21 protein-coding genes and 1 tRNA gene are annotated in these 26,402 nt (G+C 37.7%); 16 read left to right on the forward strand and 6 right to left on the reverse strand.

Annotated features, from left to right (window positions below; genetic code table 11):
- Positions 1-12: 12 nt before the first annotated feature.
- Positions 13-1,560, forward strand: a complete 1,548-nt coding sequence (locus tag MM214_RS07030; protein WP_241293722.1) for a RagB/SusD family nutrient uptake outer membrane protein — start codon at positions 13-15, stop codon at positions 1,558-1,560.
- Positions 1,561-1,841: 281 nt separating this feature from the next.
- On the forward strand, positions 1,842-2,450 hold the full coding sequence (locus tag MM214_RS07035; RefSeq protein WP_241293724.1) for a hypothetical protein: 609 nt from the start codon (positions 1,842-1,844) through the stop codon (positions 2,448-2,450).
- On the opposite strand, the gene MM214_RS07040 is transcribed toward MM214_RS07035, so the two are convergent.
- Positions 2,447-2,935, reverse strand: a complete 489-nt coding sequence (locus MM214_RS07040) for a DUF6702 family protein (RefSeq protein ID WP_241293727.1) — start codon at positions 2,933-2,935, stop codon at positions 2,447-2,449. The two genes, MM214_RS07035 and MM214_RS07040, sit on opposite strands and share 4 nt — an antisense overlap.
- Positions 2,936-3,030: 95 nt before the next feature.
- Between MM214_RS07040 and MM214_RS07045 the strand changes: the two genes are divergently transcribed.
- The 5 genes from MM214_RS07045 (at position 3,031) to MM214_RS07065 (ending at position 11,859) form a co-directional block, all read left to right on the forward strand.
- On the forward strand, positions 3,031-3,612 hold the full coding sequence (locus MM214_RS07045) for a HupE/UreJ family protein (RefSeq protein ID WP_241293730.1): 582 nt from the start codon (positions 3,031-3,033) through the stop codon (positions 3,610-3,612).
- A 163-nt stretch (positions 3,613-3,775) separates the two neighbouring features.
- The gene (locus tag MM214_RS07050) at positions 3,776-6,091 is read left to right on the forward strand and encodes a M1 family metallopeptidase (protein WP_241293733.1); all 2,316 of its coding nucleotides are present in this window, start codon (positions 3,776-3,778) and stop codon (positions 6,089-6,091) included.
- Between the two features lie 151 nt (positions 6,092-6,242).
- The gene (locus MM214_RS07055; RefSeq protein WP_241293736.1) at positions 6,243-8,873 is read left to right on the forward strand and encodes a TonB-dependent receptor; all 2,631 of its coding nucleotides are present in this window, start codon (positions 6,243-6,245) and stop codon (positions 8,871-8,873) included.
- On the forward strand, positions 8,870-9,928 hold the full coding sequence (locus tag MM214_RS07060) for a DUF4249 family protein (protein ID WP_241293738.1): 1,059 nt from the start codon (positions 8,870-8,872) through the stop codon (positions 9,926-9,928). The genes MM214_RS07055 and MM214_RS07060 overlap by 4 nt, the downstream gene beginning before the upstream one ends.
- Positions 9,925-11,859 carry a hypothetical protein gene (locus tag MM214_RS07065; RefSeq protein ID WP_241293741.1) on the forward strand — a complete coding sequence of 645 codons (1,935 nt, stop codon included), beginning with the start codon at positions 9,925-9,927 and terminating at the stop codon, positions 11,857-11,859. The genes MM214_RS07060 and MM214_RS07065 overlap by 4 nt, the downstream gene beginning before the upstream one ends.
- 14 nt (positions 11,860-11,873) lie before the next feature.
- Here MM214_RS07065 and MM214_RS07070 read toward each other — a convergent pair whose 3' ends face one another.
- Positions 11,874-13,946, reverse strand: a complete 2,073-nt coding sequence (locus tag MM214_RS07070) for an alpha-L-fucosidase (protein ID WP_317208428.1) — start codon at positions 13,944-13,946, stop codon at positions 11,874-11,876.
- 122 nt (positions 13,947-14,068) lie between these two features.
- On the opposite strand from MM214_RS07070, the gene MM214_RS07075 reads away from it, so the two are divergent.
- Positions 14,069-16,315 (forward strand): TonB-dependent receptor domain-containing protein, encoded by a 2,247-nt coding sequence (locus MM214_RS07075; protein WP_241293743.1) that lies wholly within the window; start codon positions 14,069-14,071, stop codon positions 16,313-16,315.
- Between the two features lie 106 nt (positions 16,316-16,421).
- Positions 16,422-17,027, forward strand: a complete 606-nt coding sequence (locus MM214_RS07080; RefSeq protein ID WP_241293745.1) for a nitroreductase family protein — start codon at positions 16,422-16,424, stop codon at positions 17,025-17,027.
- 168 nt (positions 17,028-17,195) lie between these two features.
- Here MM214_RS07080 and MM214_RS07085 read toward each other — a convergent pair whose 3' ends face one another.
- Entirely contained in the window at positions 17,196-17,726 is a 531-nt protein-coding gene (locus tag MM214_RS07085; protein ID WP_241293748.1) for a DinB family protein, read from the reverse strand.
- 77 nt (positions 17,727-17,803) lie between these two features.
- Between MM214_RS07085 and gldD the strand changes: the two genes are divergently transcribed.
- Together gldD and MM214_RS07095 are read left to right on the forward strand one after the other, a co-directional pair.
- Positions 17,804-18,394 (forward strand): gliding motility lipoprotein GldD, encoded by a 591-nt coding sequence (gldD, locus tag MM214_RS07090; protein WP_241293750.1) that lies wholly within the window; start codon positions 17,804-17,806, stop codon positions 18,392-18,394.
- Between the two features lie 99 nt (positions 18,395-18,493).
- Positions 18,494-19,837 (forward strand): fasciclin domain-containing protein, encoded by a 1,344-nt coding sequence (locus MM214_RS07095; protein ID WP_241293753.1) that lies wholly within the window; start codon positions 18,494-18,496, stop codon positions 19,835-19,837.
- A 47-nt stretch (positions 19,838-19,884) separates the two neighbouring features.
- On the opposite strand, the gene ytxJ is transcribed toward MM214_RS07095, so the two are convergent.
- Positions 19,885-20,220, reverse strand: a complete 336-nt coding sequence (ytxJ, locus tag MM214_RS07100; RefSeq protein ID WP_241293755.1) for a bacillithiol system redox-active protein YtxJ — start codon at positions 20,218-20,220, stop codon at positions 19,885-19,887.
- Between the two features lie 120 nt (positions 20,221-20,340).
- Between ytxJ and MM214_RS07105 the strand changes: the two genes are divergently transcribed.
- Together MM214_RS07105 and crtD are read left to right on the forward strand one after the other, a co-directional pair.
- Positions 20,341-21,732 carry a DUF4403 family protein gene (locus tag MM214_RS07105; RefSeq protein WP_241293758.1) on the forward strand — a complete coding sequence of 464 codons (1,392 nt, stop codon included), beginning with the start codon at positions 20,341-20,343 and terminating at the stop codon, positions 21,730-21,732.
- A 190-nt stretch (positions 21,733-21,922) separates the two neighbouring features.
- The gene (crtD, locus tag MM214_RS07110; protein WP_241293761.1) at positions 21,923-23,395 is read left to right on the forward strand and encodes a 1-hydroxycarotenoid 3,4-desaturase CrtD; all 1,473 of its coding nucleotides are present in this window, start codon (positions 21,923-21,925) and stop codon (positions 23,393-23,395) included.
- On the opposite strand, the gene MM214_RS07115 is transcribed toward crtD, so the two are convergent.
- Entirely contained in the window at positions 23,389-23,853 is a 465-nt protein-coding gene (locus tag MM214_RS07115) for a MaoC family dehydratase (RefSeq protein WP_241293763.1), read from the reverse strand. The genes crtD and MM214_RS07115 overlap by 7 nt on opposite strands.
- A 211-nt stretch (positions 23,854-24,064) precedes the next feature.
- On the opposite strand from MM214_RS07115, the gene MM214_RS07120 reads away from it, so the two are divergent.
- From MM214_RS07120 to MM214_RS07130, 3 genes are all read left to right on the forward strand, one after another.
- A complete protein-coding gene (locus tag MM214_RS07120; RefSeq protein ID WP_241293765.1) occupies positions 24,065-24,883 on the forward strand; it encodes a class I SAM-dependent methyltransferase in 819 nt (272 codons plus the stop codon).
- 4 nt (positions 24,884-24,887) lie between these two features.
- Positions 24,888-25,586 carry a monofunctional biosynthetic peptidoglycan transglycosylase gene (mtgA, locus tag MM214_RS07125; protein ID WP_241293767.1) on the forward strand — a complete coding sequence of 233 codons (699 nt, stop codon included), beginning with the start codon at positions 24,888-24,890 and terminating at the stop codon, positions 25,584-25,586.
- 407 nt (positions 25,587-25,993) lie between these two features.
- A complete protein-coding gene (locus MM214_RS07130) occupies positions 25,994-26,194 on the forward strand; it encodes a hypothetical protein (RefSeq protein ID WP_241293770.1) in 201 nt (66 codons plus the stop codon).
- Here MM214_RS07130 and MM214_RS07135 read toward each other — a convergent pair.
- Positions 26,186-26,313 (reverse strand) — tRNA-Asp (locus MM214_RS07135). The genes MM214_RS07130 and MM214_RS07135 overlap by 9 nt on opposite strands.
- Between the last annotated feature and the right edge of the window lie 89 nt (positions 26,314-26,402).

Here is a 26,402-nt window from a genome sequence, read left to right on the forward strand (position 1 = left end):
TTAGTTAAGAAAATGAGAAAAAATATTTCAATAAAAATAAAGTCGGCCGTAGCAGCAATAGCTTTATTCGGAGCCACTTCTTGCGAGGTGTCAGATTTACAGCCAGCTACAATCATCCCAGACAATGAAGCCTTTGCAGATGCCAGTAGAATTAATGCCGCTGTATTGGGTGTTTACGAAGCAGCTCAGAGGGGTTTTTATTTAGGATCTGTTCAAAGAGGGTATCCTTTCGGTGCAGCTTCTACACAACAGGGGGATATGAGGGGAGAAGATATGTATAACGATCAGCTATTCTATGAGATAACTTATACACATCAGTATAATCCAAACACAGCCAATAATAATGGGCAGTGGATTTCACTCTACAGAATGATTAACAGAGCAAATATCCTCATCGAAAACCTTGATCCAGCTTTGCAAAATGGTATATTAACACAAGCTTTGAGAGATCGATATATGGGTGAAGCCTTGTTTTTAAGAGCTTTGGCACATCATGAATTGGTAGTATATTTTGCGAGACCTTATTCTGATGATCCTTCAGCAATGGGTATACCATACAGAACATTTGCAATAAATGATGTATCTAAAGTTGAACCAGGGGAACAAGTAGGTAGAGGAACAGTTCAGTCAGTGTACGATCAGTTGTTGGCAGACTTAAACCTTGCTGAACAATTACTTCCAGAAGCAGGAAATGCTTACAGAGCAAGAAAATCTGCAGCTATCGCACTCAAAGCACGTGTAAAACTTCATATGGAAGACTTTGATGGCGTATTAACAGAATATAATAAAATACGCACTGCACACGCTGTAACAGCTAATCCAATCACTCCATTCAGAGATGGTAATAGCTCAGATAACATTTTCTCATTTGAGAATTCTGCATTATCAAATGCAGGTGTAAATGGAGCACTTCCAAATATGTATGGAAATCCAGAAAACGGAGCAAGAGGACTTGTTAAAATCAGTCCATTAATTTGGAGATCTAGTTTCTGGCATCCACAAGACAGCAGAAGGTCTATTGCTGGTGCATCTGATGGTTTAGTTTCTCAGGGCCCACTTGGCTTGTATACTTATAAGTATACTGACAACATCAATTTCTCAGATCCTAGTATAATCATAAGGTTTTCAGAAGTAGTACTTTCAGCTGCTGAGGCTAACGTAAGAAAAGCTACACCTGATCTTGCAGCAGCTCTAAGCTTATTAAACTCTGTAAGAAATAGGGCATTGCCAGCTACAGTACCTGCTTTTACACTAGCTGATTTTGCAACTCCTAATGACTTATTGACTGCAATTATAAATGAAACTAGAATTGAATTCCTTGCAGAAGGAAGAAGATTCCCTAATATTCATAGATTAGCAGGTGCAGGAATTATACCTGGAGTTCCATTAAAGGCAACCTCTAGATCTATTACAAGTATCAATTTCTACACCACAGACATAGCTATTCCGACAGATTATGAGCTACCATATGCAAGTCATTTGTTTATTTGGCCTATTCCTTTGGAAGAAATTTTGACTAACAATACTGCCCCTTTACCTCAAAATCCAGGTTATCAATAAAATGGGTATGTGATAAAGATTATAAACCTGTCTAGCCTAGCTAGACAGGTTTTTTTAATATCAATTATGAATCTTTATCAAATTGAATAAAAGTACATTTTTTAGATTTTAAATTATTTTTTTATAATTTTTTATAATTTTTTTATAATTTTTTTATAATTTTTTTATAGACTTTTAAATTTTCTTTGATCCAAAAAAATTATTTCTATTGATTAATTCCTTTTTGTAAGTTAAACATGCAATATTGTAACCTTGAGAGCAAAATTCCAGTATACAAATTTATGATCAAGAAAATTTATTACTTAGCCATAACAATCCTTTTAGCTTCATCCTGTGCCACTGTAAGAGTCTCCGAAAACAAAGTTATCGAAGAGCCTAGATTCTTCACATCGCTTGTGGTAGTCACATCCAGTGGTGGTATTGACTTCACTTCATTATCTGAAGATTTTTATAATAATTCAATCAAACCAAACTTCAATAAGCTAGCTAGCACAAAAATACGAGAACAATACCAGAGAAGCATGTCAAGGAATTTTCAACCAACTCCATTACGGTTTATGGAAGATTATTTTGAAGTGCAAGCGGATGTAAGTTTTGAAGAATACATGGAAAAGTTAGAAAATGATGATTCCAAAGGTATATTAGTAGTAGACCAAAGAAATTATTGGCAGAATGTAAGGATTGTCAATGGAAATACAAGGGTATCTGATAACGCTAGTTTCAATTGCTTTTTGCTAGACAAAGATACCCTAGAGGTTGTTTGGATGGGCAATTTTAGAGTGAATGGCTCCTCACTGAGTGGTTATGATGTGATCCACAATCACTTGATGCGTAATATTGTCAGGAGATTGCACAGACATAATCTGATAGCAAAAATGGCAAAACCTTAAAATTGAAAATTGCCATTCGTTTTTTCTTTGTGTAAAATTATACTTTTAGGCCTTTTGCTTAAGTAGAAATTCACAAGGTTTTGTTGCTCCTGAAACTCCTTAATCAATAAAGTGTTTTTGATTTTTACTGATTTAGGTCTTTCTTGCACTCTCGCTTCAAGGTAAAACCAGGCAGCATCTTCTTCTATTTCATAGCCTAGATAGCTTAATTTAAGCTCTTTTCCATTTACAATTATTTGATTGTGGGTGAGAAGATATTTTTTCACCATATTTTCTAACCTTTCTGGGCTTTCAGGCTTGATAAAATCTACCTTGCTATCAAATGTTTTTGATAGGCTAATTTCCAAGTCATCCCAAAAAATTTTTTGTGCTATCTCTAAGCTTAGTTCCTCTTCATTGAAGCGGATATCAGTTAGGCTGATATAAAATGGATGAAACACTGCCTTCCATCCTAACCATATTATCAAAATGTAATTGTAAACCATTTGTAAGGTAGTTTTCTACTTTTTGTGCAAATTATGCATTATAATTACGCTCCGAAAAATGTATTATAAATTTATTTAAATTTAATTAGTCAAATATGGGTCAATTTAGACTTTATTTTGAGTTAGGGTATAAGCATATTCTTGATATCAACGGTTTTGACCACATCCTATTTGTGATTGCTTTGTGTGCAATTTATTTAGCAAGGGATTGGAAAAAGATCATCATCTTAATTACAGCATTTACCATAGGTCACTCGATTACACTTGCCATGGCCACATTGAATATCTTGAGAGTTAATGCTAATTGGATAGAGTTCCTGATCCCAGTGACCATAGCTATCACAGCATTAGCAAATATCATTAAGCCAAAGCCAAGTTCCAGCAAAGGTATTCAATTGAACTATATCTTTGCAATTTTCTTTGGGTTGATTCACGGACTTGGCTTTTCAAACTACCTGCGGTCATTACTAGGTAGAGAAGCTTCCATTTTTCAGCCTCTTTTGGCATTCAATATTGGATTAGAAGTAGGTCAGTTGTTGATTGTTGCGATTTTCTTAATTTCTTCCTCTTTGATAGTAGGCCTTTTGGGTGTCAATAGAAAAGAGTGGACCTTGGTTACTTCTGCCATAGTGCTCGGTATGTCTATAATGATGATGATCGACACGAAGTTTTGGTAAAATGTGAAAGAATACTTTCTTATACAATCAAGAATCCATTGAAAGAATTTTGGAACTGTTTTGAAAAAAAACCATTTCCAAAACAGCAGAAATATTGTAATTTACAAGAAGTTGTAATCATAAAATGAAAATTTGGTCTACAGCTTATTCAAAATTTAGATTTATGAAAAACATAATTTTACTATGCTTGAGTTTTGTATGTATTTGGAGCGTGTCAGCACAAAGAAATCATGCCGAGCGGTTTGAGCAACTTGGCCCTATGCTTCGTTCTCCTAATGTCTATAGAACAGCATCAGGAGCTCCTGGTCACATGTATTGGCAGCAAAAAGCTGATCACGAAATCGAAGTAGAATTAGATGATGAAAAACAATCCATAAAAGGTTGGCAAAAAGTAACATATTATAACAATTCTCCAGATCAACTGAAGTATCTATGGATACAGCTAGATCAAAATGAACGAGCGGCTGACTCAAGAACTCCCAAAATGGCTGAAAGTAGCATAAGTCCAAGGATGAACCTAAGACAGCTGGAAAACATTTTATGGCATGATGAAGACCTTGGATATAAGATCAATCACGTCAAAACAATGGATGGGGATGATCTTCATATTACCATCAACAATACCATGATGAGAGTAGACCTTCCTCAGCCTTTGAAATCTGGAGAGACTTTTGAATTCACTGTAGCTTGGAATTTCAACATTCACGATAGGATGAGCTTTATAGGTGGACGTCCGGGGTATGAGTTTTTTGAAAAAGACGGCAACTACCTATATACCTTAGCAGAGTGGTTTCCGCGAATGGCTGTTTATTCTGACTTTGAAGGATGGCAGAACAAGGAGTTTGTAGGTCGGGGAGAATTTGCTTTGACCTTTGGAGATTATAAAGTCAAAATCACTGTCCCTGCTGATCACATGGTAGGCTCTACTGGAGTACTACAGAACCCAGAAGAGGTGCTTTCCTCCACTGAGCTTCAAAGATGGAATCAGGCAAAAACCTCCTATGATAAACCAGTGGTGATCAGAACTCAAGCTGAAGCTGAGCGTCTAGAAAAAGGCAAGTCAAAAGAAAAGAAAACGTGGATATTCCATGCAGAAAACGTTCGTGATTTTGCATGGACTTCTTCCAGAAAATTCATCTGGGATGCCATGGCCGTGAAACAAGGTGGCAAAGACGTCATGGCAATGTCCTACTACGGGAAAGAAGGCAACCCACTTTGGGAGCAATATTCAACTCGGGTAGTAGCCCACACCGTCAAGTCTTATTCCGAAAAAACATTTGATTATCCCTATCCAGTTGCGATTTCGGTGGAGGCAAGCAATGGTATGGAGTATCCGATGATCTGCTTCAATTATGGTAGGCCTGACAGTGATGGTACATATACAGATGCTGTGAAATATGGAATGATTTCAGTGATTATACATGAAGTAGGTCATAACTTCTTCCCAATGATCGTCAATTCTGACGAGAGACAATGGTCATGGATGGACGAGGGATTGAATACCTTCATGCAGTTCATGGCAGAACAAGAGTGGGATAGAGGATATCCATCTAGAAGAGGGCCAGCTCACAAGATTGCACCATACATGGCTAGCGATCCTAGTCTTCTAGAGCCTATCATGACAAACTCAGAGAACATCATCCAATTTGGACCGAATGCTTATGCAAAACCAGCAACTGCATTAAACATTTTGAGAGAGACTATCATGGGACGAGAGCTCTTTGATTTTGCTTTCAAAGAATATTCACAGCGATGGATGTTCAAACATCCTACGCCAGAGGATTTTTTCAGAACTATGGAAGATGCTTCTGGAGTGGATTTAGATTGGTTTTGGAGAGGTTGGTTCTTTGGAACTGATCCAGTAGACATTGCTATAGATCATGTCAATTGGTACAAGCTAGACAACAGAACCCCTGCCGAGAAAAAAGCTGCTGCAAAGAGAGATTTTGAAGTGGAAGAGACTTACATATCAAAAACTTTCAACGCCAAGGATATACCGCAGACAGTTGTCGAAAGTGATCCAACCACAAGAGATTTCTATAATAGTTATAATCCATTTTCTGTCACCCCTGAAGATGAGAAAGCTTATAAAGAATTCATGGATAAACTCAATTCCAAGGAAAGAGAATTGCTGAATAGTGGTTTGAATTTTTATGAAATGAAGTTCAGAAACGAAGGAGGCCTTGTCATGCCTTTGATCATTCAATTTAATTACACAGATGGAAGTACGGAGGTAGAGCGTATTCCAGCGGAAATTTGGCGTCTGAATGAGAAAGAGGTTAGCAAGGTGTTTGCAAAGAAAAAAGAAGTCAAAAGTATAGTGCTAGATCCATATCGTGAAACGGCAGATATTGATGAGACAAATAATTATTGGCCGAGAACTTTCACTCCTAACAGATTTGAGCTATTCAAGAGCACTTCAGGTGCAAGAGGGGCATCATCAGGAGACAATCCTATGAAAAGAGCGAATAGAAAATAATTATAAAAATTATTAAATGAAGAAAGGGGTTTTAGACCCCTTTCTTCATTTAATAAAGCCGATTAAATTAAACTTAGTCCATTTACCTCTTTTATTTTTTAAATTCCAAGGTTATAACGTCTAGTAAAAAAACCGCTCGAGAGAAAGCCCAATGAAGAAAATACTTACCATTCTATTTTTAATAGTGATTAATGGATTTGCATTTGCACAGAATGAGCAATCGCAAGTGGAATTTTTTAAAGATTTGGTTTATCGGTATGAAAGCAAAACGGGAATAAGAGTTTTGTTTCATACGAACGATCTAAGCGGATTGAATAAGATTTCCTATTCAGATAATAGTGATGATATTTTAGATAAAATAATAGCTAATACCCAATTCTCTTACTTTATCATTGGTAATAAATATGCTGTGATTTATCCAAAAAGATTAAGAGAAGATTATCAGAAACGAAGAACCAACGGTACAAAGTCAAAAAGTGGCCAAGCACATAAAGTGACTGGTATAATTCGAGATAATGAGTCGAAAACTTTACTACCAGGCGCCTTGATAACCATTCCAGAACTAGAATTAGGCGAACAGGCAGACGAAAAAGGTGAGTTTTCAGCAACACTACCAGAAGGAACATATATTGCTTATTTCAGTTCCTTGGGAAAAGAGACTGATCGAAAAATCATACGGGTATATCAAGACTTAAAACTTGATGTTACATTGTTTGAATCTACGAGTGAGTTGGAGATGGTCACAGTCACCGATAGAGCAATAGATTACAATGTAAAAAGTACTTCTATGGGGTTGAATAGAGTGTCTATAGAAGAGCTTAAGTTACTTCCTCCATTGCTAGGTGAAGTAGACGTGATGAAAGGAATGCTGATGCTCCCAGGGGTTACAACAGTAGGAGAAGGAGCTTCTGGGTTTAATGTCAGAGGAGGAGGGGTTGATCAAAATCTAATTTTAATGGACGGAGTACCAGTATTCAATCCATCTCACATGTTTGGCTTTTTTTCTATATTCAATCAAGATGCTATTAAGGAAGCTGATCTATTTAAAGGCGACATTCCTGCGAAATATGGTGGAAGATTGAGTTCAGTACTTGATGTTAAGACAAAATCAGGAAATCCCAAAAAATGGGTAGGCGAAGGAGGTATCGGTCTACTATCAAGTAGATTAGGTATAAATGGACCAATTTCAAAAAATACGCAAATCATGACTACTGGAAGATACGCATATCCTGATTGGATCATGCATAGAATTCCCAATGCTCAATTAAAGGTAAGTAGTACCTACTTTTATGATGTTAATTTTAGAATAGATCATCAATTAAATGATAAAAATGGATTGTCATTGAGCCTTTATAAAAGTCAAGATTATTTTAGGTTTGGCAGTGATACAGCATATACATGGCAGTCTGACTTGGCAAGTTTAAAGTGGAATTCAATATGGGGCGAAAACCTAGCCTCAGATTTGACTTTGGGCTATTCGGGATATAAATATTCAGTTTTGGGCGAAATTCCACCTTTAGATTTTGAATTGTTATCAGATATTCAATACTTAGGACTTCATCACGATTTCGAATGGTTTGGAGAAAAATTTGAAGGATTTGAATTTGGATATCAAGTCAATCAATACCTTATGGGCATGGGGGAGTTGAACCCAATTTCTCAAAATTCTCTAGTGATTCCTCGGAGTATACAATCGGAAAGAGCTATTGAAAGTGGCATATTCGCACAATATCCTATAAAAATTAATAATGAACTTGAAGCACAACTTGGTCTAAGGTATTCTGGATTTTTTGCATTGGGCCAAAGAGATGTTTATAAATATGAAGAAGGGGCTGCTAGAGAAATTGAAAGAATTCAAGACACGATTAGTTATCGAAAAGGAGAAGTTTATCAACGGTACAGTGGGTGGGAACCACGAGTAGCACTTCGGTACAATGTCGGGGAAAACGGGTCCTTGAAAGCATCAATTAATAGAAGTATTCAATACTTGCATTTACTTTCAAATAATTTTGCATCAGCACCTGTTGATTTATGGAAACTATCTGACAATTATGTCAAGCCACAGGAAAGTTGGCAATATGCCTTAGGGGCATATAGGAATTTTGATCATGATAGAATAGAAACATCATTTGAAGTGTATTATAAAGATTTTCAGAGCTTACTTGAATACAGGGACGGAGCTCAACTTATACTGAATCCAGCCTTAGAGACATCTTTAGTAATGGGAAGAGGTCATGCCTATGGTGGTGAGCTTTTAGTTAAGAAAAAATCCGGTAAACTAAACGGGTGGGTTTCTTACGCATTTAGTAGAACGATGAGAATCATAGAAAGTGAGTTTGAAGAAGAGGTCGTTAATCAAGGTAATTATTTTCCAGCAAATTGGGATCAGCCACATGATCTGAATGTACTATTGAATTACAAGCCGCTAAGGAGGGTATCATTTTCAGCAACATTCAACTATCGGACTGGCAGGCCTATCACCCTTCCAAGTAGTATTTACAATATTGACGGAAGTATTGTGGTTGACTACCAAGAAAGGAATCAAGCTAGGATACCTGACTACCATCGATTAGATCTTGGAGTGACATTTGATGGAAACCAAAAGAGAGAAAGTCACTACAAAAGTAATATCACCATTGCATTTTATAATGTATATGCGAGAAGAAATCCGTTTTCTTGGTTTTTCCAACCAGATATGGCTGGCTCAGTCCCAAGATCATATCGACTTGCTGTTATAGGAACTATAATCCCTTCTATCACTTATAACTTTACATTTAGATGAGAAAAGTAGTCTTAATCTTCGCCCTGTTGTTTGCAAGTATTTTCGTGAATTCTTGTATAGACGAAGTTGTTATCCCTATCTCTGAATTTAGTTCACAGCTAGTGGTAGATGGTTGGTATGGAAATTTACCAGAAAATACTAGAATCCGATTGTACTATTCTGAAATGTATCAGTCAGGCGTTCTAAACCCAGGATACAGGCAAGCTAATGTCACATCTCTATATATTCAGGATTTAAATGGGCAAAGAATGAATTTTGTTCCAATCCCGAATTCTATTGATTTTGTTCCTCAGAACTATATTGATCCTGTTCCTGGCATGTCTTATCAGTTAGTTTTTCAGCTGACAAATGGAGAATCGTTTTCTAGTGATTTCGAAGTTATGCCACCAACAGTAGTGTTGGATTCAATCTCAGAAACAGCTTTCGAAAGGTTGGAGGTCATCATGTCTACAGGGGTCAATATCACTCAGACTCGCACTTTTGTAAATATATTTGCCAATTTTACAGATCCCGGTATTGGTGATTTCGGCTATATGTTCATGACAAGTGGTATATCGGAGGACTTCACTTTTTCTGAAAATGACAATTGTGCCTGTACATGCTACACACGAGTGCCAAATATATTTAATAGGATGAATTTACTTAGCAATGAAGTATTTCAGAACAAGTCCTATCAACATTCAATAGGATCAATACCACTATCTTCACTTGGGAGATTTGCTGTAGAAACATCTGTACGGACAATATCCGATAACAACCTCCGGTATCTAATGAAAATTGATGAACAGCAAAAAAATACAGGAAGTATCTTTGACACAGCGCCATTTAGGATAAAAGGGAACATCAGGACCCAAACAAATTCGAGAAACACGATAGTTCTTGGTAATTTCTTTGTGTTTCAAGAATCAAATTTTGAAAAGTTAATTTCAAGAAGTGAAATAAGGGCAGCGTCTTTAGATCTTGAACATAAACTTGACACACCACCTCTTGTAGGAGGTACATGTACTGAATTTTATAGAGATGCCACCACAGTTCCTCCAACACCCTTTCGATGATGAATTACTATAAATACCTTTTCATAATTCTCTTTCTTTTGATTTTCAATAGATCTCTTGCTCGCCAGCAGGAAACCATATTTAAAGAAAATCTGGAAAATTTTGTCATTACAACTAATCAAGACCTACTTCTTGCTGGAGATAGGTTGTGGTTTGTAATTAAATTGATTCGAAACCATGAAAGCTACCTCCACAGTAAGTTGGCTTATATTGAAATCTACGATTCTGAAAATAATAATATTTACAAAGAAAAGATACTGTTAGATTCAGATAAAATAGCCTACGGAGATATCATCTTACCAGATAATGCTATCGAAGGGCTCTATACGATGGTCGTATATTCCAAATGGATGTCTAATTTTCAAGACTACCCAATAGGGAAAAAGCATTTTTTGGTGAAAAACCCAACAATAGAATCGAGTGCTTTTAAAGCATCTTTTTTTTATCAGGCTCCTCCCTTTAGGTCTGGTAAGCTTTCCATTTTCCATACTTCTCCATCCTCTGAGAATATCGAAATTCTAGACCAAGACGGAAACTCCCTAGAAATTTTAGAAGATGTCAAAGGGTCAAGGGACTATTATTCTACTGTAGCTTTTGACAAACCTCTTCAAGTGATTTTTCAAAATGAAACTTTTAAACTTGATCCAAGCAAATTTTGGTGGAATCCATCAGATTTTATTTTAGAAATAGATGATAATGAAGGTCAAGATTTTAAAGTTTTAACCCACACCAATGTGGACTTGATAGAACAGTTTGACTTTAAAAAACTGGCAAAAGTAAGTTTAGATAAAGAACTATATCAAAAATATGATAAATTTCAAATTAGCGTACTCGACTCACAAGGAACGCTAGTTTGGGAATATGAACATAATCAATTCAATGTCGGTGGGGGAAATATAAATTCACCACTTGCTGTGAAAACAGGTAGATCATTTCAAATCAATTTACAAGGTTTTGATCATCAATCCGAGAATGCATCAATTTGGATAAAACCTTCTGAACCTGAACGAGTAAAAAAATTATTAGAAGTAATTAATGATCCAAATTGGCGTAGAGTAAATTCAGGTTCAAAATCAACTAGTCTAGCCACTGCGATAAATAATAAAAAAACTGATTTAGAACCTGAGTATGTACCCATGCTGGTTTATAGACCATGGGATGTTACAGCAAAAGAAACATTCCCTGGAAATTTTAAAAATGATAAAATAGACATTGAAATTTCTGATGAATTCTTGGAGTGGGAAATCAATAGAAAGATATATCACCAACATTTCTTACAGGCAGAGAAAGTCTCCAGTTTAGGTTCCCCTTTTATTCCTGATATATCTTATGTTATCGATGAATATGTCCCATTTGAAGACGTGGAATCGTTTCTTAAAAACATCGTAGTCCAAACAAGGTTTCGAAAAAATCGAAAAGAAAAGGTGAAAGAGCTTAGAATTGTGGATATCACAGATGATAGGGTGAACTTCAATAGAAAACCTATAATTCTGATAGATTATTATAAGGCAGCTAGTTTAGAGGAATTATTGCGTTTAGAACTATCTCAAATTGATCGCATAGATGTATTTTATGATAGGAATACTATAGATAATACGAATTTAGGTGAACTAGTAGGGAATGGTATGTTGGTATTTCTAACCAAACAAAATGATTTTGCTTTGAAAAATAATAAAGCTAAACATGAGTATTTCCTAAAAGATGTCAAAGTATCTAGAAACCCTCATGATAGTGTTACCCCTGAAAGATTCGAATCTCATGAAGTCAATCTATATAAGCCACAGTTTTTGAACCCAAAAGTACCCATGCATAGAGGTAGAGGAAAGACCAATGTTCCCATGCTAGATGAACCCGCTAGCCTTACCATTGAGTCGTGGGTTTTTTATAATAACAAATATGAAGTTTATACAAAGACTGTTCAGGTGCAATAATTTCGCCACACCCCCTATTCTTGAGTAAGCACTCCGATTTCTGCATACTGTGTAGCAGTTCCGTCCCATGTCTCCAAGCTTGTCAATTTAATCAACCGGGATTGGGCCTTCTCAAATCGAACTTCCTGCCTGATGGGGTTATTGTGGATATTTGAAAATTCACCAATTGCCAAATCATGCCAATTTTTTCCATCTAAGCTTCCGCTAAACTTATACTTGAATATCAATCCACCAAAATAACGTCCCTGAGGAGGTAAATAATCAAAACCAGTGATGTGGATAAGTTCTCCCAGGTCTATGCTAACTTCATTTTTTGGATTAGTCCAATTGGTGTTAGGATCATCATCTATAATGTTTATTGAGTTTGGATCGTCATGAATGACCCTCCAATTCGATTTTGCAATATCAAAATTCTGGGTAAGGGTTTCGCTGGAGTTGTCACTATTTTGGTCGATTGAAATGGCTGTGATTTTGCCTGCGTTTTTCAGGATGAATGGGGCGGTATATTGCTCTCCATTTGATTTGCTGGGAATAGTACCGTCGAGGGTGTAATAGATGTCCACACCAGATTCCGGAATTTCCATACGTACCTTCCCTTCTTTATCCCTGTGGATAACTGGCTGAACCAATAGTTTTGGTGCATCGAATACACCAACCTTGGATATGGCTGGAGAAGCTTTTGCGTCTAATATGCTCAGCCTGATTTTGTCAGTATAATGGTCATCTAGTCTTAGAATGCTTTTTGCCCCGATAGTGGTACCTTGATGGATTTCTTGCCAACCTTCATCTGTTTGGATTTCCAGGCTGAAGCTTTTGACACGTTGTCCTAATGCAATGAATTCTTGAATCAGGAATCTATTGAAGCGGATTTTTTGTGGATAAGTTATTTCTATGCTACTATTTACCACTCCATCTTCCGTTGCCCAATAGGTTTCCCATTCATTGTCAAGAACTTTGTCTGCCTCATAACCTTTTCCGCGCTCATTGCTCGCAACCAGTTTGGCATTTTTTATCAAGTCGATTTCAAAGTCTTCCTTAATTTTTGTGGATAACTTCATGATTTGATCCACATCACTTTCATGTATCAGTCCTCTCCTATCTACTGGAAAATTGATCAATAGTGCACTATTTTGTCCTATACTCTTGTAGTAGATGTCCAATAGATGGGAAAGAGATTTTACCTTGTGGTCTTCATAAGCATGGTAGTACCAACCAGGCCTGATGGATACATCAGCTTCAGCAGGTACCCAGTGACTACCATTTTCCTGCCCTCTTGCATATTTTTCTGAGTATTCAGGCATGCCAGCATAGACAGAGTCACGCATGAGGTTCGACCAAGTGCTAGGGTATGCATGTCCTTCTTCATTTCCCACCCACCTGACATCCGGACCCGCATCGCCAAAGATCACTGCATTGGGCTGTAGTTTCCTTACTAGCTCATAGATACTTTCCCATGGATAATACCCTCTTTTGTCTACCTTCCTTTCTTCATTTGCACCTCCATAGTATCCTGTACCACCATTTGCGCCATCAAACCATATTTCGAATAACTCACCATAATTACTCAATAGCTCTGTGAGCTGATTTTTCATATAGTCAATATATGCTTCATCACCATAGTCAGCATGATTTCTATCCCATGGGGAGTAGTATATTCCTAGACCAATGCCTTCCGCTTTGCAAGATTCTGCCAATTCCTTGATAAGGTCTCCGTTTCCATCCTTCCAAGGAGAGTTTTTCACACTATGTTCTGTGTATTTTGAGGGCCAAAGGCAGAATCCGTCATGGTGCTTAGCTGTGATGATAAGTCCTTTCATTCCAGCTTCTTTAGCGACTTTTGCCCATTGTCGGGTATCCAATGCGGATGGATCAAATATGGCAGGATTTTCATCTCCCTTACCCCATTCCATATCTGTGAATGTATTGATATTGAAATGGATGAACCCATAGTATTCCAATTTATGCCAAATCAACTGTCTCTCTGTGGGGATTGGGTAAACTGGACTTGGTGCTGAAGGGTCTTTGCATGCCCACGAAAGTAAGAAAAGGAAAAGAGGTAATTTCTTAGCATTGATCATATTATACATGGGTCGTTGAGTTTTGTAATATTCAGCTTAAATTTAACATTTTTAGAACTTTTACTGACTAATCTGTTTTATTAACTGATAATACTAGTTTTTGATCACTTCACCTTATACTCCCTTCATCCATGCGCAAGCTATACTTCACCACACTTCTGACACTTTGCTTACTAACTGCCTATGCGCAAACAAATGTTAAAGTTATTGATATGAGATCCGGAGAGGCAATTCCGGGAGTGGTAGTTTCTGGAAGTATAAATAGGAATGCTATAACAGATCAAGATGGTTTTGCACAATTGAATTTGTCAAAATCTAATAAATTTACTTTTTCACATATTTCCTATCAATCATTAACGAAAGAGTTAACAGGTAGCGATATTGAAGTGGTTCGCTTAATCCCTGAAGTTAGCGACTTATCCACAGTCACTGTATCGGCTTATGATACAGAGCGTCCTTTAATGCTTCAGGCTGGAGCGATTAGTAGAGTAAAGGAAAATGAATTATATAGATTCAACGAAACTTCCATTGTCAATGCCTTCAACACCAAAGCAGGTGTCAGGGTAGAAGAGCGAGCTCCAGCAAGTTATAGAATATCTATTCGCGGCAGTTCTCTTAGGTCTCCATTTGGAGTGAGAAATGTCAAAGTATATTGGAATGGGGTACCATTTACTTCGCCTGATGGTACTACCCCTTTGAACTTGCTGGACTTGAGTAATATTCAAAATACTGAGATCATCAAAGGACCTGCTGGAAGTATTTTTGGCGCAGGTAATGGTGGAGTGATTAATTTAGAAAGCCGTACAGAAATCAGCAATAATAACTTATCCACAGAGCTGAATGTAGGGGATTTTGGCTTGCTTCGGTATAGGTTCGGTATAGAGCAGAAGATTGGAGATGGTGGTATTAGCGCATCCTACGTGCATCAAAAGTCAGATGGGTACAGAGATCATAGTGCCGTGGATCGCAAGGTTTTTCAGCTTGCAGCACATATGAAGCCTTCTGAAAAGCAAGAGTTATCCACACAGATTTTATATTCAGATTTGTTTTACGAAATACCCGGAGCGCTGACTACTGCTCAGTTGGAAGATAACCCCAGACAAGCAAGACCTGGCTCAGTAGATCAAAATAGCTCTATTTCACAAAAATCCCTTTATGGTCTACTCTCTCACAAATACCAACTCACAGATCATGTGGATAACCATACATCGGTTTTTGTTAGCACTACAGCATTTGAAAACCCATTTATATTAGATTACAAATCTGAAACGGCATTTAGCTATGGTGGTAGGACAAAGTTTACACGAAATGACCAGATAGGAAATGTACCAATCAGGATCATTGCTGGTGGAGAATATCAATACGGTAAGACCCTGGCTCAAAACTTTGGCAATAGAAACGGCCAAGCAGATACGGTTAGGTTTAGTGATGACTTGGTTACAACGCAAGCCTTTTTGTTCCAACAACTTGAATTGGAATTGACTAGTAATCTTTTGTTGACACTTGCTGCAAGTCAGAACTTTTCTAAGTATGATATCAACAGAACAATCGACGCTAGTACCTTAGACCCTGCTGACAACAGCAGGAGATTTGACCCGATTGTCATTCCAAGGATAGCTTTGGCTTATAGAATCAACGATGCATCTGGAATACATGGTAGCATAAGCTCTGGCTTTTCTCCACCCAGTATAGATGAAGTCAGGACCAATGAAGGGAGTATCAATTTGGCACTTGAGGCGGAGAGAGGAGTCAACTATGAGCTAGGCTATAGGATTAGCCATGGGATTTTCAATATTGATTTGGTTGGATTTTACTTCAAGCTAGATGAGACGATCACTACATTTACCAATGACCAAGGTGTGGTGCTTTTCCGCAATGCAGGTAACACCAATCAGCGAGGGATTGAAGCGCAAATAGATTATGCACCATGGCGAAATCAGCAAAGTATAATACAGGAGTTGAAAATTAGCCATGCTTATACAGGTCAGTATTTTGAATTTGCTGATTTTGTTAGTGGAGGAAATGATTTTTCCGGAAATCAGCTTACAGGTGTATCACCTCACACCTTGGTCAATCAAGTAGACATTCGAAGTAAGTTAGGTATATACTTGAATTTCACACACCAATATGTGGATAACCTACCTCTCAATGATGCCAATACCGTCTTTCAAGATGCTTATAACTTGGTGGGGAGCAGACTTGGTTGGAGACAAAGTGTAGCTAGTAGCTGGGATTTGGAAGCTTATGTGGGTGTGGATAACTTATTGGATGAATCCTATAGTCTTGGCAATGACCTCAATGCTTTTGCCAATAGATACTATCAGCCTGCACCAGGAAGAAATTATTATGGTGGAGTAAAAGTTGGGTATAGGTTTTAATGTGAATAAAACCTAAAACATATCAAGGGAAATTTTAATAAAAAAGGAAACCAATTTTGCGCAACAAGCATTAAGTGTAAGATAGAAAAAGTATAAAATCCAGTATATGCAAAAACCAGATTTCAACATCGAAGAAGTAAATAAAATTATCCGTGGACGCAGGTCCATGTTTGTGGCACAATTCAAAGAAAATGATCCAGTCGACGATGCCATCATTGAAGAAATGCTCGAAAATGCCAATTGGGCACCAACACATAAATTGACAGAGCCTTGGAGTTTTACAGTTTTTTCTGGTGATGGATTGGTGAAGTTTGCAGATTTTCAGGCAAATCTTTACAAAGAAAGAGCTACCAAAAATGGTAATTTCATCGAAGCTACTTTTCAAAAATTCAAGGAAAATCCTTTGAAAGCCTCACATGTCATTGCGATCAAAATGAAGCGTGACCTGCGGGCAAACCTTCCTGTGATGGAGGAAATAGCGGCGGTTTCTATGGCTGTGCAGAATATGTACCTTACTGCCTCTGCTCATGGGCTTGCAGCATATTGGGGAACTGGTGGGCCTACATTTTGGCCAGAAGCCAAGGAATGGTTTGGCTTGGGAGAGGAGGATATGTTGATGGGATTCTTCTACGTAGCAAAACCTGCTACTGACCGCTGGCCAGAAGGTCGCAGAAAGCCTATTGAAGATAAAGTGGAATGGGTAAAGGGGTAAATATTTATTATAAGTATCCGCAATTTTGCCTTCAAATATACTACCTTGATTTTCTCACTTCATCCGGATATTCATAGATATTAGATATTGAAATGGATATTTCATCACCTTGGTCTGTGGGGACATAGACCTTGGAGTTCAAAAGCCGGGTTCATCCCGGCTTTTTTATTAGAATGCGGTGAATCTTGGAGGCTCAATGCCATTGGCTCTGATGTAGGAAATCGCTGCTCCTCTGTGATGCGTGCAGTGATCATCTATTAGTCCCAATACCTGTCTTCTGCTTGCGTTATTTCCGAAAATATCAATTTTTTCGGCCAATTGGGCTTCTGTCAGTTTTGAAAATGTTGCCTTGCCATAATCATAGCATGCTTCTACATGGGCTTTTAGCTCAGCTTTTGTAGAAGGAATTTTCTCAAGATCAATTCCCGATTCTTCGCCCATCAAAAAGCCACCACTGATTCCAACAATTGCTGAACTTAAGTGGGTCACTTGCTCGCTGAAACTCATGGCTGTCTCATGCGGTTTGTAGTTTTGCAGATCGTCTGGCATAGTTTCTACTACTGCTAGAGTCAATTTTTTGCCGTTTTCCCATTTCATCATAAACTCTTCCATGGTTGTTTGTGCATGGGAAGTGGTATGAAATACCAACATAAGCAAGATTAACATGCTGACATTTTTTAAACCATTCAATTTTTTCATTGCTTCTATACTTTGTAGTTTTTTTTAAAGTTCGTCTTATTGGCATTCATTTCAAAGCATTTTGATAACTTTGAATCATGTCAAGCAAGCTATTAAATAGTGTTTTGGTTCTTTTGTTTTTCTCCAGTTGCGGAAGTGATCACTTACCTCGACCAATGGGATATAATAGAATAGATCTACCTGAACATAGTTTTGAAAAATTAAAAGAAGGTTTTCCTTACAAATTTGAAAAACCACAAGCAGCCTTAGTCGAAAAAGATTCCTTCAATCTCCAAAAGGATGATTGGATCAACCTTAACTATAAAGATATGGGTGCCAAAGTTCATTTGACTTATCTTCCTCTCGGCAGGCAGGGTGGTGATGTCAAGCTTGTGCTAAGTGATGCGATCAACTTGACTGCTAAGCACCAGGTTAAAGCCTATGGGATCGAAGAGTCTGTCCTGATTACTCCTAAAGGCTATACAGGAGTCGTTGCAGAGTTATCTGGTGAAGTACCTACCCAGTTTCAGTTTTTTGTTACTGATTCTACCAGTCACTTCCTGCGGGGAGCACTCTATTTTGATACTGCCATGAAGAATGATTCCCTGGCACCTGTGATCGAGCATATCAAAATAGATATGATGCATTTGATCAATACTTTGGAGTTTGAAAAAAGTAAGATCAATTGAAAACATCCTTTATAATCAAATTGACACTGAATTATGTATAAACTTGTTTCACCCAAAGTATAAGTAGAAATTCTGCTCCAAACTATACTATTTTGATATATGAATAAAAATGCAATTTTATCTATCCTTTTTATAATCTCTCTTGTGGGAATATTCCCCTCATGCAATATCTATGATCTCCCACCTCAGGAAGAACTCTTTATCGTTGAAACCCTTGAGCGAGAAGGATATACGACTTTTGTTCGGGCTATAGACAGGGTGGGGCTAAGAGAAGACTTAACAGAACTAGGTCCATACACTATTTTTGCACCTGATGATGATGCATTTGCCACTTCATTGAGATCGTTGGGGTATGGTAGCTTAGAAGCTATACCACTTGAAAACCTTTTTGCACTGTTATCCTATCATATCAGTCCAGGTAGAAACTTAAGCACCATAGTGAATGATGGAGAACTCCAAACTTTCTTAGAAGATGCTCCGATTATTATCCGAAAAATAGACAAAGACCTAGTGATCAATGACTCTATACCTGTAACCCGAAGGGATATAGAAGCTCGAAATGGTGTAATTCACGGAATTAGCAAATCCCTATTACCTCCTTCCAACAATATAATAGACGTAGCCGAAAGGAATAATTTTTCCATATTTTTATCAGTCGTGGAAGCTGCAGAACTGAGGGAAAGACTCCAGCTTAATGGTCCATTTACTGTTTTCATTCCAAACAACACCGCCTTTACGCGCTACCTCAATGATATGGAAATTGACTTAGAAGAATTCCTAGATTCTGAGGAGTTAGAGATTTTTATTGATAATCACATCATAGATGGCATCATTCCATCCAATACAATTGAATCAGGAGAAATTATCAATCTGAATGAAAAGCCCATCTACACCAGTATCGCTCCAAATGGAGCCATTTGGATAAATGGCACTGTTAGGGTAATTGGCTCAAATCAAAGGGCTGACAATGGCATCGTGCACACCATTGATTACATTATCACTCCACCTACAGCAAACATGCTAGAAAAACTGACCTTAGACAATCAAAACAGTTCAGTGTCTTATAGTATCTTGTTGGAGGCTATAGAAATTGCAGGATTGTCTAACTTACTCAGTCGTGGATTTGAAGAGAATTTGACACTATTCGCTCCTAGTGACGAAGCATTTGAAGCCTATTTTGATGAACTAGAGGTGTCAGGTATTAGACAGATCTCCTCAGAAGACCTACTTTCTTTACTTCAATATCACTTAGTTCCCAGCCGTAATTTTAGCCAAGATTTTAGAGAAGATGTTTCCCTACCGACTTTGATCCCTGGGCAAACACTGACAATCAGTCTGACTTCTCAGCGCATCAATGATGTAGCTTTCTCTTCTAGCTACACTAATATACTGACTACCAATGGGTTGATCCATGGAATTGAAGCTGTATTAATTCCAGATTAAATGCTGCTGATAATTTGTTCTAAATAGGAAAAATCAATGTAATAGACTCAAACTTGACGCATCACCTCCGCATAGCTAATACCCATATGACTTTGATCAAAAAATGCTTTACCATCCTTTATCAAGATCACTTGTGGACTTTCATGATCAACAGCAAACTTCGATGCGACCGAATTAGAAATATCTCGATAAGCAATCAAATCTAAATAATATGGGGTCAGTTTATTGGTATCTTCCTCTTTCCAGTTTCTCTTGAATCTATCCAAAGCCATACTACTGATAGAGCATCTGGTCGAATGCTTAAAAATCATCACTGGAGTAGTTTCACTTAAAGAAATAATCTCCTCAATTTGTGCGGGGTTGTTTAATACTTTCCAGTTCATAAGTTTTATTAACAGTTTAGAATGCTATTTGCTACATCAAATCCAAGGAATTCTTCGTTAAAATAGTTCCTTTGTATGTTTGAATTCAAAATACACATGCTAGAAATCAAGTCCTTATTTATGAAAAATACGCTCAGAGTCATAGTTATACTATTTGTTTTTTCGGGATGTAAAAGTATCAATCCAAGCAAGCCAAAATATGTAGGTGAGCCGGTGATTTTACCCAAAGCAACTTCTGAGATCAATATCCCAATAGAAATACCACTCTCACAAATTGAAAGATCGATAAACGATGCACTTCAGGCTTCACTTTTTGCAGACAGAGGACTAGATTTAGGTGGAGGATTCATGGCAGATATCGATGTAAACAAAACTGGTATAGCTAAACTTCAATCCAAAGGTTCAAACAAGGTGTCATTGGCGCTACCTATGAATATGGCTGGCAATTTAAAGTTTGAAAAGCGAATCTTTGGTCAAAATTTAAACACAGCCATTCCTTTCAATGAAAACCTAATTCCAGAAATTAGTTTTGTACCCAAAATTGGATCTGATTGGGATTTTTCATTACAAAACATCAATATTGAGGGATATGGGAGATCCATGAAGTACAACCTACTAGGATTTGAAATAGACCTTGATCCCATAATCAGAAAGCATTTGCAAAAAATGCTTGACAACCAATTGGACTTGAACAAATTTGGCAGGTTTGATTTCAAATCATTAGCCTCAGAAGCTTGGGACTCCTTTTCAAATCCCATAGAACTACAGCAGGATGGTGTCACAGCCTATATCTATTCACAACCTTCGAAGCTAAAAGTCACTGAAGAAATCACATCAGATCAAAAGCTAAAGCTATACCTGGGTATAGAGGGAGAAGTGTTCTCGCAAGTAGGAACTAAGCCATTGCTTACCAAAAAACCTCTTCCTAACCTTCTGCCAAATGAAAGTAAAGAAAACAAAATAGATATCATGATCCCCCTAGCCATTAGCTATGGGGATCTTGATCAGTATTTGATAGAAAATTTTGAAGGGCAAAGATTCAGAACTGATAAAAATACGTTACTCGAAGTATCGAATATCTCTTCTCAAAGCTACGGAGACAGAATTTTGCTTCATATGGACTTCAAAGCAATTCGAAGAAACCGCAAAGAGATCAAAGGGGAAATGTACCTCGTAGGCAAACCTACATTCGATATTGGAACAGAGGCTATTCGATTTGATGAAATTGAGTTTGACATTCAGACTAAAAACATCCTCGCCAGAAGTGCTACTTGGATGAAACAAGCTCAAGTACTTAATCAAATCAAAAAAAAGGCAAACTATCCAATAGGTGAATACCTCAATGAAGCTCGGCGAGAACTAAGACTACAAGGTCAGCTGCGAACTGAATTTGCTGACTTTTCCCTCATCAATCCTCAGCTAGATGTGGAAGGAATATACTGCACCGAAGAGGATATCAGGATATATTTGAGATCTACTGGCGAAATGAATGTGAAAGTAAGGGCATTTTGATCGTAGCCTGATTGCAAAAGGATCGAGTGGGGCTTTCCTCACAAGCATCAATCATCCTGCTTTCCAAAATCTAAAATCCTTTGAGTTTTCAAATGGATAACCCTGACTTAGTAAATGAATTTCTTGAAGTAATATCTTGAAGTTTTTTAGGTAAAAAAACTATATGGATTTTGAATAGTTATACAAGCGAATGAAAAAAAAAGTAATCATAATAGGTTCTGGAATAGCAGGGATAGCTGCATCTATCAGGATGGCTATAGCTGGGTGTGAGGTGGAAGTGTTTGAGGCAAATACCTATCCAGGAGGCAAGCTTTCAGAGATCACGCTTGGAAGGTATCGATTTGATGCTGGCCCTTCCCTATTTACTTTACCTGAACAAGTTGAAGAACTTTTCACCCTTGCAGGCCAAGATGTTAATGATCATTTCAAATTTAAGAAGTTAGACATTACATGTCAGTACTTTTGGGAAAATGGTCAACGAGTTAGAGCTTTTGGAGACATTGAAAAGTTTGCTGAAGAAATGAATACCAAAATTGGTGAGCCAGTCGTCAATATTCGAAAAGCATTGCAAAGTGCAGCCTACATCTATGAGCACCTGTCACCACTTTTTATGCATAGATCACTTCACAAGTGGAACACCTGGATGAATCCTCATGCGCTTAGAAGCTATCTCAAAATGGGCAAGCTAGGGATTTTTGATACCATGAATGCAGCAAATGAAAAACTATTTGAAAAAGATAAAACCATACAGCTATTCAATCGCTACGCAACCTACAATGGTTCCAATCCTTATCAGACACCCGCCACATTGAACATCATTCCTCATTTGGAATTTAATATCGGAGCTTTTTTCCCAGAAAAAGGAATGCATGATATCACTCTAAGTCTGTATAAGTTATCAAAGGATTTAGGGGTAAAATATCACTTCGGACAAAAAGTCACTGAAATACTGGTAAAAGATAAAAGAGCCTATGGTATCGCCATAGACAAAATGGAACACCGAGCAGATACTATCATCAACAATATGGACATGGTGAATGCTTACAAAACAATACTTAAAAATCAATACCAACCTACTAAATTACTCAATCAACCCAAATCGAGCTCTGCTTTGATTTTCTATTGGGGAATAAAGAAGCATTTTCCTGAATTAGAGCTTCACAATATCCTATTCAGTGATGCTTATCAGAAGGAGTTTGAGCATATTTTCCACCAAAAAACTATTTACAAAGATCCTACGATATATATCAACATCACCTCAGTTCACAAGCCGGATGATGCACCTGAAGGAGGGATGAATTGGTTCACCATGATCAATGTACCCAACAATCAAGGACAAAACTGGGACAATTTGATCCAAGAAGCTAGGCAAAATATCATCCATAAAGTAAATCGTATACTGAACACAGATATCGAATCACTGATAGAAGTTGAAGAAGTGCTAGATCCAAGATCAATCGAACTCAAGACATCTTCAGCTCAGGGTTCATTATATGGAAACAGCTCCAATAACAAGTATGCGGCATTTCTCAGGCACGCTAACTTTTCTTCAAGCATCAAAAACTTATATTTCTGTGGTGGAAGTGTACATCCTGGAGGCGGCATACCACTTTGCTTACTTTCTGCCAAAATCATGGCAGAAATGGCTCTCAAGCATCAATGAAAGTGATATAGGAAAACTAAAACACCAGAAAATGCTGGCTTCTTTTGACCTTTGATTTCAAGCTTTACATTAACCTCAGCCTTTACTGTTCCTCTTAAGTTTACTACTGACTTGAGGTTGGCATTGAGTCTTACTTCATTGTTCACCAATACAGGCTGCGCAAACCTTAGGCTTTCGATACCATAATTGATCATCATCTTTAGGTTATGAACTTCAACGATCTGGCCCCAAAGATATGGTACTAGAGACAAAGTCAGGTAACCATGGGCTATGGTATCTCCAAATGCACCTTCGGCTTTGGCTTTTTCAGGATTTGTGTGGATCCACTGATGATCTAATGTAGCCGTCGCAAATTGGTTGATCTGCTCTTGTGTGATTTGGTGATATCCTGAAGTGCCTAAGTCTTGGCCAATAAACTTTTCAAATGCTTCGAAGCTCCCGATTTTTACTAAACTCATGCTGCTATGTTTTAAAAGGTCTAAAGGTACAAAATTTCCCCCAAAATGGATTTGAATAAAGCTTCTTTCATTAAAACTTGTACAAGGCTTAAAAAAAATGTTGTATATATGTGTAAAAACTTTAGAAAGGTATCTCAATTATTAAGTTTTTGAGACTCATAACCAATAGCGCTATTATTACGAATGTACAGACTCACCAACCGAAAACAATATGAGCAATAGTACTACTCCCAAATACATACATGGATATCAAGACGATGAGCAAGAACGCCTTCGATATCAAGCCAAAGTGATCGAAAAACCAATCTATGATTTCATAGATTTTTCGAATAATCAAAAACTCCTGGAAATTGGAAGTGGCGTTGGTGCTCAGACGGAGATTTTACTGAATAGATTTCCTCATTTGCAAATCACAGGAGTTGAGTATGAGCCAAAGCAGATAGCTAAAGCACAGCAAAACATGAAGTCTCTAGGGTATGATGTTGACAAAGTTCAATTTATTCAGCAAGATGCCAAACAGCTTCAACTAGACGATCATTATGATGCTGCATTTATTTGCTGGGTATTGGAGCATATATCTGAGCCCGAGAAAGTACTTCAAAGCATGAAGCCATATCTACATGAAGGGGCAAAGATCGTAATCACGGAGGTATTCAATGCCTCATTTTATACCTATCCTCATGCAGCAAAGGTGATGGAGTATTGGGAGATCTACAATAACTATCAAAGAAGCATTGGAGGTGACCCAGATGTCGGAGCTAAGTTAGGTCACCTTTTGGAAATAGCAGGTTACAAAGATATAGCCTTAAGGTTTGGTGGATTTCATTTGGATAGCCGTACACCAGAAGTCCGTGCAGCTGTACTCGATTATTGGACCTCATTGATGAAAAGTGGAGCACCGGCTCTTCTAGAGGAAGGATTGATTTCATCAGATATGGTCTCTGCGATCAGTGAGGAAATGGAAAACTTGAAGCATCAAGAAAACTCCATATTTTATTATAATTTTATACAAGCGACTGCTTTTATCTAGTACTATGAAAATCTTCAAGCGCATCATTCGATTTATTGCAAAGTGCTTTATGTGGTTTTTTATCATTACCATTGGGCTTACTGTGATATATAAATTTGTTCCAGTACCAGTGACACCATTGATGCTGATCCGAGTAGGAGAGCAAGCGGTCGATAAAGATAAAGATGTAAGGCTATACAAGGATTGGGTTTCCATGTCCAGTATTTCAAGACATATGCCACAAGCTGTGTATGCAGCAGAAGATCAAAAATTCATGGATCATCGTGGGTTTGACACAGAGGCTATGAAAAAGGCTTGGGAAAACAATAAAAAAGGAAAGAGAATAAAAGGTGCAAGTACTATTTCCCAGCAGACATCAAAGAATGTATTTCTTTGGCCAGGTAGAAATCTGATCAGGAAAGGACTTGAAGCATATTTCACTGTTTTGATTGAGTTCATCTGGGGAAAAGAAAGAATCATGGAAGTCTATCTCAATGTGATAGAAATGGGAGAAGGTATCTATGGAGTAGAAGCAGCCGCACAGCATTATTTTAAAAAATCCGCTGCTCAACTTTCTCGTCAAGAAGCTGCGCTCATTGCCGCTACCTTACCAAATCCACGAAGATGGTCTCCTGCAAAACCTACAGCTTACATATACGGCAGACAAGCTTGGATTTTGATACAAATGAGAAATCTTAAACAATTAGATTACGGCACAAAGTGATTCAGGGAGCTGGGTAGATCATCAAGAATTAATACTTTATTGATAAAATTTTATGCTTAATTGAAATTGGACTTCTCCAAAACCCTCATGTGATCCTATAATCATAATGGTAAAGTCACACCCAGTATTTATTTTTCAATATCTTACATGAAACTTGCTTGAGGTCTGTAAATCGAAATGATATAAAAATAAAAAAGCCGTAAAACAAAGTCTCACAGCTTTAGTCAATTAACAATAAACCCAAAATAACCAGCTGTAGGAGAAGGATTCGAACCTCCACGGAGCAGTTAGGCTAAACACGAGCTCGATGTTTGCTTTATGCTGGTTTCTCCACCCCCGAGACAGGAGGGCATGTCTGCCAATTTCATCATCCTACAGTATAAGTTTTTCAATTTGATCCTGACCTGATGTCAGATATCGTGGCTGTAGGAGAAGGATTCGAATCTCCAAAGGGCAGTTGGGCAAAAACACGAACTAGTTATTTCCCCTTTTGCTGGATTTTCTACTCCCGAGACGGTCCCGATAGCTATCGGGATGCCAATTTCATCATCCTACAGTATAAGTTTTTCAATTTGATCCTGACCTGCTGTCAGATATCTTGGCTGTAGGAGAAGGATTCGAACCTCCAAAGGGCAGTTGGGCAAAAACACGAGCTCGATATTTGCTTTATCCTGGACTCCCCACCCCCGAGACAGGAGGGCATGTTTGCCAATTTCATCATCCTACAATATGTATTTTTTTCAAGTTTTTACACCTTTTGTGCTTGCTTGATGTTTCAAAGGTAATAAAACATTCCTTTTATTAAAATTTCTGTAA

Origin of the sequence: Belliella kenyensis (genome assembly GCF_022549675.1) — a bacterium.
GTDB classification, from domain to species: domain Bacteria; phylum Bacteroidota; class Bacteroidia; order Cytophagales; family Cyclobacteriaceae; genus Belliella; species Belliella kenyensis.

What these genes read in the sequence shown, in the direction of transcription:
- MM214_RS07080 (WP_241293745.1), top strand. Translation starts at nt 16,422, where the DNA reads ATGCAAAAACCAGATTTCAACATCGAAGAAGTAAATAAAATTATCCGT.
- crtD (WP_241293761.1), top strand. Translation starts at nt 21,923, where the DNA reads ATGAAAAAAAAAGTAATCATAATAGGTTCTGGAATAGCAGGGATAGCT.
- MM214_RS07070 (WP_317208428.1), bottom strand. Translation starts at nt 13,946, where the DNA reads ATGTATAATATGATCAATGCTAAGAAATTACCTCTTTTCCTTTTCTTA.
- mtgA (WP_241293767.1), top strand. Translation starts at nt 24,888, where the DNA reads ATGAAAATCTTCAAGCGCATCATTCGATTTATTGCAAAGTGCTTTATG.
- MM214_RS07075 (WP_241293743.1), top strand. Translation starts at nt 14,069, where the DNA reads ATGCGCAAGCTATACTTCACCACACTTCTGACACTTTGCTTACTAACT.
- MM214_RS07130 (WP_241293770.1), top strand. Translation starts at nt 25,994, where the DNA reads ATGTCAGATATCGTGGCTGTAGGAGAAGGATTCGAATCTCCAAAGGGC.
- MM214_RS07085 (WP_241293748.1), bottom strand. Translation starts at nt 17,726, where the DNA reads ATGAAAAAATTGAATGGTTTAAAAAATGTCAGCATGTTAATCTTGCTT.
- MM214_RS07115 (WP_241293763.1), bottom strand. Translation starts at nt 23,853, where the DNA reads ATGAGTTTAGTAAAAATCGGGAGCTTCGAAGCATTTGAAAAGTTTATT.
- ytxJ (WP_241293755.1), bottom strand. Translation starts at nt 20,220, where the DNA reads ATGAACTGGAAAGTATTAAACAACCCCGCACAAATTGAGGAGATTATT.
- MM214_RS07040 (WP_241293727.1), bottom strand. Translation starts at nt 2,935, where the DNA reads ATGGTTTACAATTACATTTTGATAATATGGTTAGGATGGAAGGCAGTG.
- MM214_RS07065 (WP_241293741.1), top strand. Translation starts at nt 9,925, where the DNA reads ATGATGAATTACTATAAATACCTTTTCATAATTCTCTTTCTTTTGATT.
- gldD (WP_241293750.1), top strand. Translation starts at nt 17,804, where the DNA reads ATGTCAAGCAAGCTATTAAATAGTGTTTTGGTTCTTTTGTTTTTCTCC.
- MM214_RS07045 (WP_241293730.1), top strand. Translation starts at nt 3,031, where the DNA reads ATGGGTCAATTTAGACTTTATTTTGAGTTAGGGTATAAGCATATTCTT.
- MM214_RS07095 (WP_241293753.1), top strand. Translation starts at nt 18,494, where the DNA reads ATGAATAAAAATGCAATTTTATCTATCCTTTTTATAATCTCTCTTGTG.
- MM214_RS07035 (WP_241293724.1), top strand. Translation starts at nt 1,842, where the DNA reads ATGATCAAGAAAATTTATTACTTAGCCATAACAATCCTTTTAGCTTCA.
- MM214_RS07050 (WP_241293733.1), top strand. Translation starts at nt 3,776, where the DNA reads ATGAAAAACATAATTTTACTATGCTTGAGTTTTGTATGTATTTGGAGC.
- MM214_RS07055 (WP_241293736.1), top strand. Translation starts at nt 6,243, where the DNA reads ATGAAGAAAATACTTACCATTCTATTTTTAATAGTGATTAATGGATTT.
- MM214_RS07060 (WP_241293738.1), top strand. Translation starts at nt 8,870, where the DNA reads ATGAGAAAAGTAGTCTTAATCTTCGCCCTGTTGTTTGCAAGTATTTTC.
- MM214_RS07120 (WP_241293765.1), top strand. Translation starts at nt 24,065, where the DNA reads ATGAGCAATAGTACTACTCCCAAATACATACATGGATATCAAGACGAT.
- MM214_RS07030 (WP_241293722.1), top strand. Translation starts at nt 13, where the DNA reads ATGAGAAAAAATATTTCAATAAAAATAAAGTCGGCCGTAGCAGCAATA.
- MM214_RS07105 (WP_241293758.1), top strand. Translation starts at nt 20,341, where the DNA reads ATGAAAAATACGCTCAGAGTCATAGTTATACTATTTGTTTTTTCGGGA.